The organism is Pseudarthrobacter sp. B907, assembly GCF_040137805.1.
Taxonomy (GTDB): Bacteria; Actinomycetota; Actinomycetes; order Actinomycetales; family Micrococcaceae; genus Arthrobacter.
This window is the reverse complement of the sequence record NZ_JBEEQE010000012.1, coordinates 16,462-31,548: the sequence shown is the minus strand read 5'-3', so window position 1 is coordinate 31,548 and position 15,087 is coordinate 16,462. Positions and strand designations below refer to the sequence as shown.

15 protein-coding genes are annotated in these 15,087 nt (G+C 68.0%); 9 read left to right on the top strand and 6 right to left on the bottom strand.

Features of this window, described 5'->3' with window-relative positions:
• The 7 genes from ABLI39_RS11585 to ABLI39_RS11555 all read left to right on the top strand — a co-directional run.
• Window positions 1-1,012 (top strand): aliphatic sulfonate ABC transporter substrate-binding protein (locus ABLI39_RS11585; protein WP_349413576.1); only part of this gene is annotated, 1,012 nt, incomplete at its 5' end.
• Entirely contained in the window at window positions 1,012-1,863 is an 852-nt protein-coding gene (locus ABLI39_RS11580) for an ABC transporter permease (RefSeq protein ID WP_349413574.1), read from the top strand. The genes ABLI39_RS11585 and ABLI39_RS11580, both read left to right, overlap by 1 nt.
• Window positions 1,854-3,962 (top strand): acetate--CoA ligase, encoded by a 2,109-nt coding sequence (locus tag ABLI39_RS11575; RefSeq protein WP_502935225.1) that lies wholly within the window; start codon window positions 1,854-1,856, stop codon window positions 3,960-3,962. The genes ABLI39_RS11580 and ABLI39_RS11575 overlap by 10 nt, the downstream gene beginning before the upstream one ends.
• Window positions 3,955-5,160 carry a dimethylsulfone monooxygenase SfnG gene (sfnG, locus tag ABLI39_RS11570; RefSeq protein WP_349413572.1) on the top strand — a complete coding sequence of 402 codons (1,206 nt, stop codon included), beginning with the start codon at window positions 3,955-3,957 and terminating at the stop codon, window positions 5,158-5,160. Before ABLI39_RS11575 ends, sfnG begins: the two co-directional genes overlap by 8 nt.
• Window positions 5,160-6,500: an O-acetylhomoserine aminocarboxypropyltransferase/cysteine synthase family protein gene (locus ABLI39_RS11565; RefSeq protein ID WP_349413571.1), complete on the top strand. Its 1,341-nt coding sequence runs from the start codon at window positions 5,160-5,162 to the stop codon at window positions 6,498-6,500. Before sfnG ends, ABLI39_RS11565 begins: the two co-directional genes overlap by 1 nt.
• Window positions 6,497-6,991: a CoA-binding protein gene (locus ABLI39_RS11560; protein ID WP_349413570.1), complete on the top strand. Its 495-nt coding sequence runs from the start codon at window positions 6,497-6,499 to the stop codon at window positions 6,989-6,991. Before ABLI39_RS11565 ends, ABLI39_RS11560 begins: the two co-directional genes overlap by 4 nt.
• A gap of 41 nt (window positions 6,992-7,032) precedes the next feature.
• Window positions 7,033-7,443, top strand: a complete 411-nt coding sequence (locus ABLI39_RS11555; RefSeq protein WP_349413569.1) for an NUDIX domain-containing protein — start codon at window positions 7,033-7,035, stop codon at window positions 7,441-7,443.
• Window positions 7,444-7,448: 5 nt separating this feature from the next.
• Here the strand turns inward: ABLI39_RS11555 and ABLI39_RS11550 are convergent, their stop codons facing one another.
• The 4 genes from ABLI39_RS11550 to ABLI39_RS11535 form a co-directional block, all read right to left on the bottom strand.
• A complete protein-coding gene (locus ABLI39_RS11550; RefSeq protein WP_349413568.1) occupies window positions 7,449-8,168 on the bottom strand; it encodes a hypothetical protein in 720 nt (239 codons plus the stop codon).
• The gene (locus tag ABLI39_RS11545; protein ID WP_349413567.1) at window positions 8,165-8,713 is read right to left on the bottom strand and encodes an RNA polymerase sigma factor; all 549 of its coding nucleotides are present in this window, start codon (window positions 8,711-8,713) and stop codon (window positions 8,165-8,167) included. Before ABLI39_RS11545 ends, ABLI39_RS11550 begins: the two co-directional genes overlap by 4 nt.
• 90 nt (window positions 8,714-8,803) lie before the next feature.
• Window positions 8,804-9,262 carry a hypothetical protein gene (locus ABLI39_RS11540; RefSeq protein WP_349413566.1) on the bottom strand — a complete coding sequence of 153 codons (459 nt, stop codon included), beginning with the start codon at window positions 9,260-9,262 and terminating at the stop codon, window positions 8,804-8,806.
• A gap of 363 nt (window positions 9,263-9,625) precedes the next feature.
• The gene (locus ABLI39_RS11535) at window positions 9,626-10,915 is read right to left on the bottom strand and encodes an adenylosuccinate synthase (protein WP_349413565.1); all 1,290 of its coding nucleotides are present in this window, start codon (window positions 10,913-10,915) and stop codon (window positions 9,626-9,628) included.
• A gap of 396 nt (window positions 10,916-11,311) precedes the next feature.
• Here ABLI39_RS11535 and ABLI39_RS11530 point away from each other — a divergent pair, with 396 nt between their 5' ends.
• Both ABLI39_RS11530 and ABLI39_RS11525 read left to right on the top strand, forming a co-directional pair.
• Window positions 11,312-12,553, top strand: coding sequence for a cobalamin-independent methionine synthase II family protein (locus ABLI39_RS11530; RefSeq protein WP_349413564.1), 1,242 nt, complete (start codon window positions 11,312-11,314; stop codon window positions 12,551-12,553).
• Between the two features lie 199 nt (window positions 12,554-12,752).
• A complete protein-coding gene (locus tag ABLI39_RS11525) occupies window positions 12,753-13,382 on the top strand; it encodes a uracil-DNA glycosylase family protein (protein WP_349413563.1) in 630 nt (209 codons plus the stop codon).
• Window positions 13,383-13,488: 106 nt separating this feature from the next.
• Here the strand turns inward: ABLI39_RS11525 and ABLI39_RS11520 are convergent, their stop codons facing one another.
• Together ABLI39_RS11520 and fbaA are read right to left on the bottom strand one after the other, a co-directional pair.
• Complete coding sequence (locus tag ABLI39_RS11520; RefSeq protein WP_349413562.1) at window positions 13,489-13,914, bottom strand: DUF3151 domain-containing protein; 426 nt, start codon at window positions 13,912-13,914, stop codon at window positions 13,489-13,491.
• A 2-nt stretch (window positions 13,915-13,916) separates the two neighbouring features.
• Entirely contained in the window at window positions 13,917-14,936 is a 1,020-nt protein-coding gene (gene fbaA / locus ABLI39_RS11515) for a class II fructose-bisphosphate aldolase (protein ID WP_349413561.1), read from the bottom strand.
• Window positions 14,937-15,087: the final 151 nt, after the last annotated feature.

Sequence of the window (15,087 nt, the reverse complement as noted above, 5' to 3'; positions counted from 1 at the left end):
TACGGCCGCGGCCGTAAGCACGGCACTGGCCCTCACCGGCTGCGTGGCAGGGGAAGGCTCCGGCCAGCCGGCCGCCGCCAACGCCGCCGCCAACGCCGCGGGCGGCACCCTGAACATCGACTTCGCCACGTACAACCCGCTGAGCCTCGTGATCAAGAAAAAGGGCTGGCTGGAAACCGCCCTCAAGGACCAGGGCGTGAGCGTCAAGTGGGTCCAGTCGGCAGGCTCCAACAAGGCCAACGAGGCCCTGCGGTCCGGCGCGATCGACGTCGGCTCCACCGCCGGCTCCGCCGCGCTGCTGGCCAAGGCCAACGGTTCGCCGATCAAGGCCATCGACATCTTCTCCCAGCCCGAGTGGGCTGCCCTCGTCACCAAGCAGGGTTCCGCCATCAGCAAGGTGGCGGACCTCAAGGGCAAGTCGGTGGCCGCGACGAAGGGCACCGATCCGTACTTCTTCCTGCTCCAGTCGCTGTCCGAGGCCGGGCTGTCCGCCAAGGACGTCACCGTGCAGAACCTGCAGCACGCCGACGGCCGCACCGCTCTGGAAAACGGTTCCGTGGACGCCTGGTCCGGCCTGGACCCGATCATGGCGGGCGCAGAGCAGAAGGGCGCCACCCTGTTCTACCGGAACCTCTCCTTCAACACCTACGGCTTCCTGAACGCCACGGAATCCTTCCTCAAGGACAAGCCGCAACAGGCGCAGGCCGTCGTCAACGCGTACGAGAAGGCCCGCGCCTGGGCCGCGGCGAACCCGGATGAAACCGCGCAGATCCTCGCCGAGGCCGCCGGCCTGGACCTCGCCGTCGCGAAAACCGTGGTCCTGCAGCGCAGCAACCTCAACGTCAACCCGGCCCCGGGCGAGGCGCAGCGCAAGGTCCTCGCCAAGATCGGGCCGACGTTCGTGGAGACCGGGGACGTCGCGAGCCAGAAGCAGATCGACGACGCCGTCGCCTCCCTGCTCGATGACTCGCTGGTGAAGAAGGCGGATCCGTCCGCCATCAAGGACTCGTAATGAGCCGCCTCGAAACTCCCGCCCTGCCAGGCAACAGCCGCGCTGACCGGCGCGCCGCGGGGCTCCCGGCAGCTTCGGCGTCCCGCGCGGGGCTCCCCGCCACCGGCTGGGTGCGCCTGCTCCTGGGACTGCTCATCCCCGCCGCGGTGCTGGCCGCCTGGCAGCTCTCGACGGCGGCCGGGTTGTTCAGCGTGGTCCAGCTTCCGCCGCCGGCCATGGTGCTGGAGGCCGGCCTTGACCTGCTGCAACGCGGGCAGCTCGGCCAGCATGTCGCGATCTCCACCCAGCGGGTGCTGATCGGCTTCGCGGCCGGCGCGGCGCTGGGACTGGTGTTCGGTTCGCTGGTGGGCCTGTCCCGGTTCGCCGACGCCCTGCTCGCCCCGACCATCGGCGCCCTCCGGGCCGTCCCCTCGCTGGCGTGGGTGCCGCTGCTGATCCTCTGGATGAAGATCGGCGAGGATTCCAAGGTCACCCTGATCCTGATCGGCGCCTTCTTCCCCGTGTTCACCACCGTTTCGCTGGCGCTGCGGCACGTGGACCGGAACCTGGTGGAAGCGGCACGCGCGTTCGGGCTCAAGGGGGTGAAGCTGCTGACCACCGTCCAGCTCCCCGCCGTGGTACCGGCGGTGTTCTCTGGCCTGCGGCTGGCGCTGGCCCAGGCCTGGCTCTTCCTGGTGGCCGCCGAACTCATCGCGTCCTCGATGGGCCTGGGCTTCCTGCTCACGGATTCCCAGAACAACGGCCGCACGGACCGGCTCCTGCTGGCGATCGTGCTGCTGGCCGTGATCGGAAAAATCACCGACGCCCTGCTGGGCCTGGCCGAGAAGTGGGCGGTGAAACGATGGGCGTAACCCTGAGGGACCCCGGCGTGCACAAACCGCAGACCGAAGCTCCGCAGACCGAGGAAGAGCGCGTCGCGTTCTGGGAGGCGGCAGCCCTCCGGCTCGACTGGGAGGACGCGCCCGGGCAGGACAAGCCCTGGCACACCGCCCATCGCCGCATCCCGGCGGACGTGGCCGCCGGCACCGGCCCGGACATCAGCTGGTTCGACGGCGGGAAGCTGAACGTCGCCACCAACTGCGTCGACCGCCATGTAGCGGCGGGACGCGGGGACAAGGTGGCCCTGTTCTTCGAGGGCGAGCCCGGCGACCGCCGCACCGTCACCTATGCCCAGCTGCAGCGCGAGGTCGCCCAGGCCGCCAACGCCCTGCTGGAGCTCGGGATCAGCAAGGGCGACCGGGTGGTCATCTACCTCCCGGTGATTCCGGAAACGGTAATCATCACCCTGGCGGTGGCCCGGATCGGCGCCATCCACTCGCTGGTCTTTGGCGGCTTCTCCGCCGAGGCGCTCAAGTTCCGGGTGGAGGACACCGGCGCCAAGCTCCTGGTCACCACCGACGGCCAGTTCCGCCGCGGCGCCGCCGTGCCCGTGAAGGCCAACGCGGACGCCGCCGTCGCGGGCGATAACGCCATTGAACACGTCCTGGTGGTCAACCGCACCACCGCCGCGGACGAGCTGCACACCGTACCGATGACCGCGGGCCGCGACCTCTGGTGGCATGACGCCGTCGGGCGCGCCTCCGATGTCCACGAAGCCGAGGCGTTCGACGCCGAAACGCCGCTGTTCATCATGTACACCTCCGGCACCACCGGAAAACCCAAAGGCCTGGTCCACACCTCCGGCGGTTACCTCACGCAGGCTTCCTGGAGCTTCGAGCACCTCTTCAGCAACCCGGACCCCGCCCTGCGGGATGCAGACGTGCACTGGTGCACCGCTGACCTCGCCTGGGTCACCGCCCACACCTACGAGCTCTACGGCCCGCTCTCCAACGGCGCCACCCAGGTCATCTTCGAGGGCACCCCGAACACTCCCCACCCGGGCCGGCACTTCGAAATCATCGAACGCTACGGCGTGACGCAGTACTACACCGCGCCCACCCTGGTCCGGTCGCTGATGGGCTGGTTCCCGGACGGCGTCCCGGCCAGCTACGACCTGTCCTCCATCCGTTTGCTCGGCACCGTCGGCGAAGCCGTCAACCCCGAGGCGTGGCGCTGGTTCCGGGACAACGTCGGCGCCGGTACCGCCCCGGTGGTGGACACCTGGTGGCAGTCCGAAACCGGCGCCACCATCCTCTCCCCCGCCCCGACCGACACCGTCTTCAAGCCCGGCTGCGCGGCCCGGCCGCTGCCCGGCGTCGGCACCCGGATCGTGGACGAGACCGGCAACACGGTTCCGCCAGGCGTCCAGGGCTTCATCGTGGTGGACGCCCCCGGCCCCGCGATCGCCCGGACCGTGTGGGGCAACCCTCGGCGCTACTTCGACTCCTACTGGCGGCAGTATGCGGAGCAGGGCTGGTTCCTCGCCGGCGACGGCGCCAAATACGACGACGACGGCGACATCTGGATCCTCGGGCGCGTGGATGACACCCTCAACGTCTCCGGACACCTGCTCTCCACGATCGAGATCGAATCGGCCCTCGTCTCCCACCCGGACGTCGTGGAGGCCGGCGTCTGCCCCGTCGCGGACCCCCAGACCGGCCACGCGATCGTGGCGTTTGTGGTGCTTAAGGATTCGGACGCGACGTCCTCGCGCCGCTTAGCGTTCACGGACTCCCCCGAGCTCGCAAGCTCGCCCGGGGACCCCGGTCCGATCACTTCACTCGCTCGTTCCTCGCTCGCGCGATGCGCGGCTACCGAGGACATCGCGTCCGAATTGAAAACGCACGTCGCCAAGGCGATCGGGCCGATTGCGAAGCCGCGCGACGTCGTCGTCGTTCCGGATGTGCCGAAGACCCGCAGCGGCAAGATCATGCGCCGGCTGCTGACCCAACTGTTCGAGGGCAGCGCGCTCGGTGACACGACCTCGCTCCAGAACGAACCATCCATCGCGGACATCCAGGATGTCCTGCGAATCCGAAATACCCCAGAAGTAAGGAACACCCATGACTGACATCAGCAGCGTCGCCCGTCTTTCCGAACCGCTCAAGTTCGCCTACTGGGTCCCGAACGTCTCCGGCGGCCTGGTGGTCTCCACCATCGAACAGCGCACCGGCTGGGACTTCGACTACAACAAGAAGCTCGCCCGGATCGCGGAGAACTCAGGCTTCGAGTACGCCCTGACCCAGACCCGGTACGCCGCCTCCTACGGCGCGGACAAGCAGCACGAGGCGACGTCGTTCAGCCTCGCGCTGCTGGCCGCCACCGAGCGGCTCAAGGTGATCTCCGCCGTCCACCCGGGCATGTGGCACCCCGGCGTGCTGGCGAAATACATCATCACCGCGGACCACATCTCCAACGGCCGCGCCGCCGTCAACATCGTTTCCGGCTGGCTCAAGGACGAGTTCACCAACTTCGGCCTCGAATGGCTGGAACACGACGAGCGCTACGTCCGCACCGAGGAGTTCATCCGGGTGCTCCGCGGGCTCTGGACCGAGCAGGACTACAGCCAGTCCGGCAAGTACTACAACATCAACAACTTCACCCTGCAGCCGGCCCCGGTGGACGTGCCGGGACGCGCGCACCCGGAGATCTTCTTCGGCGGCAACTCCACCGCGGCGCAGGCCACGGCCGGCCGGGTCGCCGACTGGTACTTCTCCAACGGCAAGGACCTGGAAGGCTTCAAGGAGAACATCGCCGGTGTTCTGGCCGCGTCCGGCGAGACCAAGCGTGGCACCGATGGCGCCCTCCCCGCCGCTCTTTCCTCTCCGAGGTTTGGCCTGAACGGCTTCGTGATCGCCCGCGATTCCGAGAAGGAAGCCCGGGATACCCTCCGCGAGATCGTGGAGAAAGCGCACAAGCCCGCCGTCGAAGGCTTCCGCGCCGCCGTGCAGGAGGCTGGGGCGTCGACGAAGGACGGCAAGGGCATGTGGGCCGATTCCAGTTTCGAGGACCTGGTCCAGTACAACGACGGCTTCAAGACCCAGCTGATCGGCACCCCGGAGCAGATTGCCGAACGGATCGTGGCCTACAAAAAGATCGGCGTGAACCTGTTCCTCACCGGCTACCTGCACTTCCAGGAGGAAGTGGCGGCGTTCGGTGCGGACATCCTGCCGATCGTCCGCGAGCTGGAAGCGGACCTGGCCCGGAAGAACGGCGTCGAGCTCGACCTGTCCGCCACCCCGGCCGCCAACGTGGAGGTGGCAGCGTAATGGCGGACCGCAAGTTCGGGTTCCGCACCCGCGCCCTGCACGCCGGCGGCACCCCCGACGCCGAGCACGGCGCCCGCGCGGTGCCGATCTACCAGACCACGTCCTTCGTATTCAAGGACACCCAGGACGCGGCCAACCTCTTCGCACTGCAGAAATACGGCAACATTTACTCCCGGATCGGCAACCCCACGGTCGCCGCTTTCGAGGAGCGGATCGCGTCCCTCGAGGGCGGCATCGGCGCGGTAGCCACGTCTTCGGGCATGGCCGCGGAGTTCATCACCTTTGCCGCGCTGACCCAGTCCGGCGACCACATCGTCGCGGCCTCCCAGCTCTACGGCGGCACCGTCACCCAGCTCGACGTCACGCTGCGCCGCTTCGGCGTGGAGACCACGTTCGTGGCCGGGACCGACCCGGCGGACTACGCCGCCGCGGTCCGGGACAACACCAAGGCGATCTTCGTGGAAGTGGTGGCCAACCCGTCGTCGGAGGTCCAGGACCTGGCGGGGCTGGCGAAGCTCGCGCACGACGCCGGCATCCCCCTCGTCGTCGACGCCACCCTGAGCACCCCGTACCTCGTGCGACCGATCGAACACGGGGCGGACATCGTGATCCACTCCGCCACGAAGTTCCTCGGCGGCCACGGCACCACCCTCGGCGGCGTGATCGTCGAAAGCGGCCGCTTCGACTGGGGCAACGGCAAGTTCCCCACGATGACGGAGCCTGTCGCGTCCTATGGGAACGTCTCCTGGTGGGGCAACTTCGGCGAATACGGCTTCCTGACCAAACTGCGCTGCGAGCAGCTGCGCGACATCGGGCCGGCGCTGTCGCCGCAGTCGGCCTTCCAACTCCTGCAGGGTGTCGAGACCCTCCCGCAGCGCCTCGACGAGCACCTCAAAAACGCCCAGGCCGTGGCCGAATGGCTGGAAGCGGACGAGCGTGTCGCCTACGTGAACTACTCGGGCCTGCCCTCCCACCCGCACTTCGAGCGGGCGCAGAAGTACCTGCCGCTGGGCCCCGGTTCGGTGTTCTCCTTCGGCGTGAAGGGCGGCCGGGCCGCCGGGCAGAAGTTCATCGAGTCCCTGCAGCTGGCCTCGCACCTGGCCAACGTCGGCGACTCACGCACGCTGGTGATCCACCCCGGCTCCACCACGCACCAGCAGCTCAGCCCCGAGCAGCTCGAGTCCGCCGGAGTCCCCGAGGACCTGGTCCGGATCTCGATCGGGCTCGAGGACATCGAGGACATCCTCTGGGACCTCGACCAGGCCCTGGACGCCGCGACTGAGGTAACAGCCTCGGATGCATTGTCGGCCGACACCTGCACGATCGGAGCAAACGCATGAGCACGCAAGACCGAACCTGGACGGGACCGTCGGCGCCGGAGCGGCTGAATCTGCTGCGGCAGGCGAAGTCGGTCGCGATCGTGGGCGCCTCGGACAAACCCTCGCGCGCAAGCTACTTCGTGGCCACCTACCTGCAGTCCTCCACCCGTTACAAGGTGTACTTCGTGAACCCGGTGGTGAAGGAGATCCTGGGCGAACCGACCTACGCCTCGCTCGCAGACCTGCCGGAGAGCCCGGACATCGTGGACGTGTTCCGCAAGCATGATGACCTGCCCGGTGTGCTGGATGAGGCGATCGCGGCCGGCGCCAAGACATTGTGGCTGCAGCTGGGCTCGTGGCACGAGGATGTCGCCAAGGAAGCCGAAGCGGCCGGTCTCGACGTCGTCATGGACCGCTGCGTGAAGATTGAGCATGCCCGGTTCCACGGCGGCCTGCACCTGGCCGGCTTCGACACCGGGGTCATCTCCTCCAAGCGCCAGGTCCTCGCCTAGCCACACACCCCCGGGCCCCACGGGTGTGATCGAATGGGCGGATGAGACATCGCGTGGTGGTGGCCGCCCTGCTCGGCCCTGCGGGAATCCTGCTGTGCCGCAGGAGCCCCGCGGCCCTGGCCTATCCGGGCCGCTGGGATTTTCCCGGAGGTCACATCGAGGACGGCGAGTCCGCCGGGGACGCCTTGGTCAGGGAGCTCCGAGAGGAGCTCGGCATCACCATTCAGCGGCCCCGCTCGGCGCCGTCGTTCCAACTCAGCAGGGGCGACGGCGGTCCCGCGTCACTGCAGCTTCAGGGCTGGTCCATCACGGACTGGGATGGTGTCCCCTCGAACCGCGCGCTAGGGGAGCACACGGAAATCGGCTGGTTCGGGATCCCGCAGGCGCTTAGCCTGGACCTCGCCCACCCCGAGTACCTCGTAGCGATCCCGCAGCTGCGCGGGCCCTGGTAGTTCCGTTACGGCAGGTCGGACGACGACGTCGGCAGTTCCGGAACCGACGGGACGGTCGGCAACGGGCTGCTGGGAATGTTGCGGCCGTTCTGGCCGGGCACCACCGGGCGCTGCCCCGGCGTCGGCAGCGAACCGCCACGGCCGCCCGCGGGGGGCGTGGACGCGGGGCCTGGGCGCTTGGCCGCGGGCGCTGTTCCCTCCGGTGCGGGCACGGCCGGGACCGTCCCGGCCGGGGAGGTGCCTGCCGGGGCCGGCACCGGTGCCGCCGGGAGATCCGAGGGCGAGGGCAAGGTGGGGGCAGGAGCCGGGGCCGGTGCCGCGGGCTGGAAAATGACAGTGATGGCGTGGCCGACGTCCGCGCGGAAGTCCGGGCTGGCAGCGGCTACGGCTCCGACGCCCAGGCTCATGGCACCAACCACGGCCCCGCTGACGAGCGCCATCCGGCGCCTCCGGCCGCGGCGGCGTTCGGCGAGACTGCTGACCCCGGCCGGAAGGGCCTCTGCCGGAAGGGTGTCGACGGCAAGGGTGTCCGCGGTGCCGGCTGCCGGGGCGGTTGAGCCAGCGAGCAGCGCCGCGAGGTCGGCGCGGGGCGGCGGAGCCTGCTCCGGAACCAAGGCCTGCATCTGCTCGAGAGTGCTGCGGAGTTCGGTGGCAGCTTCGAGGCCGGAGTCACGGAGCATCGCCTGGATGCTGCCATCCTGTCGGGGGTTGCGCGTGCCGGTCATGATGCTGCGTGGTCCTTTTCGGTTACGAGTTCGCGCAAGGCACTGAGCCCGCGCCGCTGAAGTTGTTTGATGGCACCCGGGGTCTTGCCCATGATGCCGGCCACCTGTTCGATGGAGAGGTCTGCGACGATCCGCAGGACCAGGACTTCCCGCTGCTCCTCGTTGAGCTGGGAAAGTGTGTGGGACAGGCCGCCCAGCGAACCGAGCGCCTCGTCCTCGGCCGAGGCGGAATACCGGGCGTCGTTCAGGGGGTCGTATTCGGCCAGGAACGGCGTCCGCTCGGAACGCCGGTGGTGGTCAACCAGCCTGGCGTGGGCGACGGAGAAGACGAAGGTCCGCAAGCCTTTGTGGCCGCCGGTGACATTTTCAAGTTTCGGCAGGACGTCCACGAACACGTCCTGGGTCAGGGCCTCGGCGTCGTCAACGCCCTTAGCCCGGAAGTAGCCAAGCACTGCTGGGGACATCACGGTGTAGACGGCGCTGAATCCTGACGGGTCGCCAGCTAAAGCGGCTGACAGTTCGTCATCGCTCAGCTGGTCTGCCAAGTGGCTTTCCTTCCGTTACTGCTTGGGGGTGCGGCCCCCGACAGTCTAGCGGCCGCACCCCATCGCCTCCGAAAGGAGGCGTTTTAGTGCTTACTTGTCGATCTTGGGCAGCTCGGCGGACGGGCCAGCCGGAACGGCCGGGGCAGCCGGAGCGTCCTTGGCGCCGGGGACGGCCGGGGTCGCTACGGTGACGTCGGCGTGGGCCTTGGCCTCGGCAGCGCCCTTGGCGTTGGCGGCACCGTCGACGGAGACGCCGTCCTTGTCAGCGGAAACCGATCCCTCAGCGGAACCCTTGGAGCCCTCAACAGCGGCGTCGCCCTTGGCGGAGCCGTCGGTGTTCGGGGTTGCGGGCACGGCCGGAACGGCCGGGGTGGCGGGCAGTTCCGGGGTTGCCGGAACGGCAGGGGTGGCGGGCGTAGCGTGGTTCACTTCAGCCTGCTGGGTGCTGGACATCTGGGCCGCGTTGGCCAGGCCGATACCGGAGAAGCCTCCGACCGCGAGAATAGCGGCGCCGACAGCAATCTTGGTGGTCTTGCTAACACTCTTCATGAAAAACGTACATCCTTTGGTTGGTTGAAGGCTGGCCGGCGCCTGATGGGGGCAGGCGCCAGCCGGCACTTACAGTCGAAGTCCTGTCGGCACCTGATGGGGGCAGGTGCCCGTCGGAACTTTCTCTCGAAGTCCGTGGCGCCTGATGGGGGCAGGCGCCGCTCGGATCCTTCTCTGACAAGGCCGGCCGTTCCTGGTGGGGGGACCAGGTACCGGGCGACGCTTACAAAGGAGTAATCGCTGCGGCACCCGAAAAGGTTACGCACGGTCCAAAATTTCTTTTTCTTTCCTTAACGACAACGGCGGCGGGCCACCTTTCCAGGTGACCCGCCGCCGTCGGACGTATTGAACCGCTAGGAAGTACTAGTCCGTGATCAGGTCGTTGACCACGATTGTCTGGTCGCGGTCCGGGCCGACGCCGATCGCGGAGAAACGGGTGCCGGAGAGCTTCTCCAGGGCCAGCACGTAGTTCCGGGCGTTCTCCGGCAGGTCGTCCAGGGTGCGGGCGCCGGTGATGTCCTCGGTCCAGCCCTCGAAGTACTCGAAGATGGGCTTCGCGTGGTGGAACTCGGTCTGGGTCATCGGCATCTCGTCGTGCCGGACGCCGTCGACGTCGTAGGCCACGCAGACCGGGATCTGTTCGATGCCGGTGAGCACGTCCAGCTTGGTGACGAAGTAGTCCGTGAAGCCGTTCACGCGGGAGGCGTGGCGGGCCAGGACGGCGTCGTACCAGCCGCAGCGGCGCGGCCGGCCGGTGTTGACACCGAACTCCCCGCCGGTCTTCTGCAGGTACAGACCCATCTCATCGAACAGTTCGGTGGGGAACGGTCCCGCGCCGACGCGCGTGGTGTAGGCCTTGATGATGCCGATCGAGCGGGAGATCCGCGTGGGGCCGATGCCCGAGCCCACGGAGGCGCCGCCCGCCGTCGGGTTCGAGGACGTCACGAACGGGTAGGTGCCGTGGTCGACGTCCAGGAACGTGGCCTGGCCGCCCTCCATCAGGACCACCTTGCCCTCGTCCAGGGCCTTGTTGAGCACGAAGGTGCTGTCGATGACCAGCGGGCGCAGGCGCTCGGCGAAGGACAGGAAGTAGTCCACGATCTCGTCCACCTCGATGTCGCGGCGGTTGTAGACCTTGACCAGCAGTTCGTTCTTCTGCCGCAGCGAGCCCTCCACCTTCTGGCGGAGGATGGAGGCGTCGAAGACGTCCTGGACGCGGATGCCGAGGCGGGCCACCTTGTCCATGTAGGCCGGGCCGATGCCGCGGCCGGTGGTGCCGATCGCGCGGCTGCCGAGGAACCGTTCGGTGACTTTGTCCAGCACCTGGTGGTAGGGCGCCACGAGGTGGGCGTTGGCGGAAACCCGCAGCTTGGAGGTGTCCGCGCCGCGGGCTTCAAGACCGTCGATCTCCTGGAACAGCGCCTCGAGGTTCACCACGCAGCCGTTGCCGATCACCGGGACCGCGTTGGGGCTCAGGATGCCGGCCGGAAGGAGCTTCAGCTCATACTTCTCACCGCCTACGACGACGGTGTGCCCGGCGTTGTTGCCGCCGTTGGGCTTGACGACATAGTCGACGCGGCCACCAAGCAGGTCAGTGGCCTTGCCTTTGCCTTCGTCGCCCCACTGGGCTCCGACGATCACGATTGCTGGCATGGGATCCTCCCCCATTCGTTCGGGCCAAATCCGCGTGATTCACCAGGGTGGTCACCGGAATTCAGCGCCGTTCATGAGAATGCCCCGAATCTACCGCTGTGCTCAGTACCTCTACGATCTGTACCACTACGATCTGTACCGTCAACGCCAGAGTCCGGGGCTCTTACCACCCAAGTTTAGCCGAAAACGGCCACCGGCACCGTTTTTGGCGCCCGTTGTGGGACGCGGCGCCACATAGCGGGCATGACTTGCGGGACCGCGCCCGGGTGGAATGTAGTGGGAGGGACCATCCCGAGCGGCCGAGGGACCTGGCCCGTTGACGCCGCAGCAACCCCGCCGGACCCGGCCAGCCCTTACGCGGCGCCGCGACCGACCACGGTGCTACTGCCAGGACCGATGGAAGGAACCCGCGCCATGTCCCTGAGCTCGCCGTCCCAGAACACCGACCACATCCGGGTCACGCATGCCGGCTCGTTGCCCCGCACCCCGGAACTGATCGCCGCGAACGAGGCAAAGGAAGCCGACGGGATCACCCCCGAGTTCCTCGACCTGCTCGAGACCTCGGTGGTGGATGTGGTGCAGCGCCAGAGGGACCTGGGTATCGACATCCCCAACGACGGGGAGTACGGGCACACCATGTCCAGCTCGGTGGACTACGGCGCCTGGTGGAATTACTCGTTTTCCCGGCTCGGCGGGCTGGAACCGACGGACGTGGACCGCTGGGCCGACGCCCAGGTGCACCGGTCCACACCAGGACACATTGTCCTGACCTCCTTCACGGACCGCCGCGACCGGCAGCAGTTCAACGACGCGTACAACGATCCCTCCTCCGGGATCCTGGCCCACCGCAAAGCCGTCACGCAGCCCAAAATAGCGGGACCGCTGACGTACACGGGGCAGGAGCTCGTGGCTTCGGACATCGCCAACCTCAAGACCGGCCTGGCCGCGGCCGGCCTCACCGACGGGTTCGTCGCTTCCCTCTCCCCCGGCTCCTGCGCCCGGGTGGCCAACGAGTACTACCAAAGCGACGAGGAGCTCCTCTACGCGTGCGCCGATGCGATGCGCGAGGAGTACAAGGCCATCATCGACGCCGGCCTGACCGTCCAGCTCGACGACCCGTCGCTGGCCGAGAGCTGGGACCAGATCAACCCGGAACCGAGCCTCGAGGACTACCTGAAGTTCATCCAGCTCAGGGTCGAGGCGACAAACTGGGCCCTGCGCGACCTGCCGCAGGAGCAGATCCGGCTGCACGTCTGCTGGGGCTCCTGGCACGGACCGCACACCACGGACATCCCGTTCGCGGACATCATCGGCTCCGTCCTGCAGGTCAACGCCGGCGCCTACTCGTTCGAGGCGGCCAACGTGCGCCATGAACACGAGTGGCGGATCTGGCAGGACACCAGGCTTCCGGAGGGCAAGTCGATCATCCCCGGCGTCGTCTCCCACGCCACCAACGTCGTGGAGCACCCGGACCTGGTCGCGGACCGGATCGTGCGGTTCGCCGAACTCGTGGGCCGGGAAAACGTGATTGCCTCCACTGACTGCGGCCTCGGCGGACGCGTCCATCCGCAGATCGCCTACGCCAAGCTGGAGGCCCTCGGCGAGGGCGCCCGCCGCGCCAGCAAGCGGCTCTGGTAGCCGGCGCGGGCCGGGCCGGCCGTGCTTGCCGGCCCGACCCGGGCCGGGCATTTCGCGGGGCTTGATAGACTGGTAACGACCGAACAGGAATCGGTCCACACCACATTTTCACACCACACCGGCCGCTGCGCGCCCTCCCTTTGGCGTGCCCGCAACCGGTCTGGCAGCTTTACCAATCCCGCAGGAGACCCCGCAAGACATGACTGCCCTGGCCACTGAGAATTTCCGCGAACAGCTCCTGAGCCGCCGTTACGAAGCTAACGTCGCGCCCGTCAACGAACTGTGCGACGCACTGCAGACCGCCAAAGCTGGCACCACCGTCCCCTACGTGGATCCCGCGCACGACATCGACGAGTGCCGCATCATCAGCCTCTACTCCAACATCGGCACCGTGGATCCGTCCGGCTTCATCACCGCCGGCGACGAGGAAGCGGCCACCCGCATGCTGGGCATCCAGTGGAAGCTGGGCCTGCGTCCCGAATTCGTGATGCCGTGGAACGTCCACCCGTGGCACATCGACGGCGAGCCCAACGGCAAGTTCACCCCGGACCAAATCTCGGCCGGCCTCAAGCCGCTGCTGAAGTTCCTCGCCCTGGTCCCGCGCGCGTCCGTGATCGTGGCGCACGGCACCGAGGCGAACCGCTTGGCCAACCTGCTGCTGAAGACCGAGGTGCCGATGATCTGGCGCCGCGGCCTGAAGACCTACAAGGTCCGTTCGCTCAGCGGCCGCGCCTTCGCCGGCACCCCGGCCCGCCAGGAGCAGTACCTCGAGGACATGCGGGTCGCCTACGCCGACGCCATGGCCCGCACCGGGCTGGCCAAGGCCTAGTCCCCGCCGCCGTCGTCGTTTAAACCCCAACGCGGGGTCACTTACGGTCCATCCACGGTGGTGGAATGGGCCGTAAGTGACCCCGCGTTGCTTTCAGCGGTGCGGGTCAGGCCTGCGCCTCGATGGCTGCCTTGGCCGTGGGGTCGGAATCCTTGAGGAATTTCTCGATCCGCTCCGGTTCCTCGGCCTCGCCGATCGCCGCGGAGGCCCGGCCCAGCGAGTACAGGGCGCGCAGGAAGCCGCGGTTCGGTTCGTGCTCCCACGGGATCGGGCCGACGCCGCGCCAGCCGTTGCGGCGCAACGAGTCCAGGCCGCGGTGGTAGCCGACCCGGGCGTAGGCGTAGGACTCGATGGTCCGACCTTCCTTCCACGCTTCCTCGGCCAGCACGGCCCAGAGCAGCGAGGACGTCGGGTGCTTCTCCACCAGGTCCAGCGCCTCGTGGCCCGCGTCCAGCCCGGCGTTGACCTCGGTCTCGGCGGGCAGGAGCGTGGGCTCGGGGCCCATCAGGTTCTTGCGGAACTCGTCGGACATTATTAGAACGTCTTTCCGGTGGAGCCGAGCTGCTGGGCTGCCTCGACCACTCGGGCGGCCAGGCCGGCTTCGGCGGAGGCACCCCAGACGCGGGGGTCGTACTGCTTCTTGTTGCCGACCTCGCCGTCGACCTTCAGCACGCCGTCGTAGTTGCGGAACATGTGGTCCGCGACCGGGCGGGTGTAGGCGTACTGGGTGTCGGTGTCGATGTTCATCTTGATCACGCCGTAGGAGACCGCGTCCGCGATTTCCTGCTCGGAGGAGCCGGAGCCGCCGTGGAAGACGAGGTCGAACGGGCTGGCCTTGCCGATCTTGGCGCCGACCTGCTCCTGGATGTCCTTGAGGATCTCAGGGCGCAGCTTCACCCCGCCCGGCTTGTACACGCCGTGCACGTTGCCGAAGGTCAGGGCCGTGATGTAGCGGCCGTTCTCGCCGGAACCGAGCGCGTCGATGGTCGCGAGGGCGTCCTCGACCGTGGTGTAGAGCTTGTCGTTGATGGCGTTCTCGACGCCGTCTTCCTCGCCGCCGACGGTGCCGATCTCGACCTCGAGGATCATCTTGGCGGCGGCGGTGCGCGCGAGCAGTTCGCGGGCGATCCGCAGGTTCTCCTGCAGGGTCTCGGCGGAGCCGTCCCACATGTGCGAGTTGAAGAGCGGGTTACGTCCGGCCTTGACCTCGGCCTCGGAGGCGGCGAGCAGCGGCAGGACGAAGCCGTCCAGCTTGTCCTTGGGGCAGTGGTCGGTGTGCAGGGCGATGTTGACGCCGTAGTTCTTGGCGACTTCGCGGGCGAACGCGGCGAAGCCCAGCGAGCCGGCCACCATGTCCTTGGTGGACGCGCCGGACCAGTAGGCGGCACCGCCGGTGGAGACCTGGACGATGCCGTCGGACTCGGCCTCGGCGAAGCCGCGCAGGGCGGCGTTCAGGGTCTGGGAGGAGGTGACGTTGACGGCCGGGAATGCGAAGCCGCCCGTCTTTGCGCGGTCGATCATCTCGGAGTAGATCTCTGGGGTTGCGATGGGCATGCTGACTCCTCGTCGAAAGCAGTGGTTGCTACATGGCTATCTACATCCTAGCCACGAGTGCCCCGGAGCCGAATACGTGAAGCCGGGCCCGGGAAATGTTCCCGGACCCGGCCTCAGACCCATCCCGGCGGTTGCCTGCAGCCCCCGCTTG

Excerpts from the sequence above, each read along its gene's own strand:
- ABLI39_RS11565 (WP_349413571.1), top strand. The coding sequence starts at position 5,160 with ATGGCGGACCGCAAGTTCGGGTTCCGCACCCGCGCCCTGCACGCCGGC.
- ABLI39_RS11525 (WP_349413563.1), top strand. The coding sequence starts at position 12,753 with ATGACTGCCCTGGCCACTGAGAATTTCCGCGAACAGCTCCTGAGCCGC.
- ABLI39_RS11530 (WP_349413564.1), top strand. The coding sequence starts at position 11,312 with ATGGAAGGAACCCGCGCCATGTCCCTGAGCTCGCCGTCCCAGAACACC.
- ABLI39_RS11550 (WP_349413568.1), bottom strand. The coding sequence starts at position 8,168 with ATGACCGGCACGCGCAACCCCCGACAGGATGGCAGCATCCAGGCGATG.
- ABLI39_RS11520 (WP_349413562.1), bottom strand. The coding sequence starts at position 13,914 with ATGTCCGACGAGTTCCGCAAGAACCTGATGGGCCCCGAGCCCACGCTC.
- ABLI39_RS11575 (WP_502935225.1), top strand. The coding sequence starts at position 1,854 with ATGGGCGTAACCCTGAGGGACCCCGGCGTGCACAAACCGCAGACCGAA.
- ABLI39_RS11580 (WP_349413574.1), top strand. The coding sequence starts at position 1,012 with ATGAGCCGCCTCGAAACTCCCGCCCTGCCAGGCAACAGCCGCGCTGAC.
- fbaA (WP_349413561.1), bottom strand. The coding sequence starts at position 14,936 with ATGCCCATCGCAACCCCAGAGATCTACTCCGAGATGATCGACCGCGCA.
- ABLI39_RS11555 (WP_349413569.1), top strand. The coding sequence starts at position 7,033 with ATGAGACATCGCGTGGTGGTGGCCGCCCTGCTCGGCCCTGCGGGAATC.
- ABLI39_RS11540 (WP_349413566.1), bottom strand. The coding sequence starts at position 9,262 with ATGAAGAGTGTTAGCAAGACCACCAAGATTGCTGTCGGCGCCGCTATT.
- ABLI39_RS11535 (WP_349413565.1), bottom strand. The coding sequence starts at position 10,915 with ATGCCAGCAATCGTGATCGTCGGAGCCCAGTGGGGCGACGAAGGCAAA.
- sfnG (WP_349413572.1), top strand. The coding sequence starts at position 3,955 with ATGACTGACATCAGCAGCGTCGCCCGTCTTTCCGAACCGCTCAAGTTC.
- ABLI39_RS11560 (WP_349413570.1), top strand. The coding sequence starts at position 6,497 with ATGAGCACGCAAGACCGAACCTGGACGGGACCGTCGGCGCCGGAGCGG.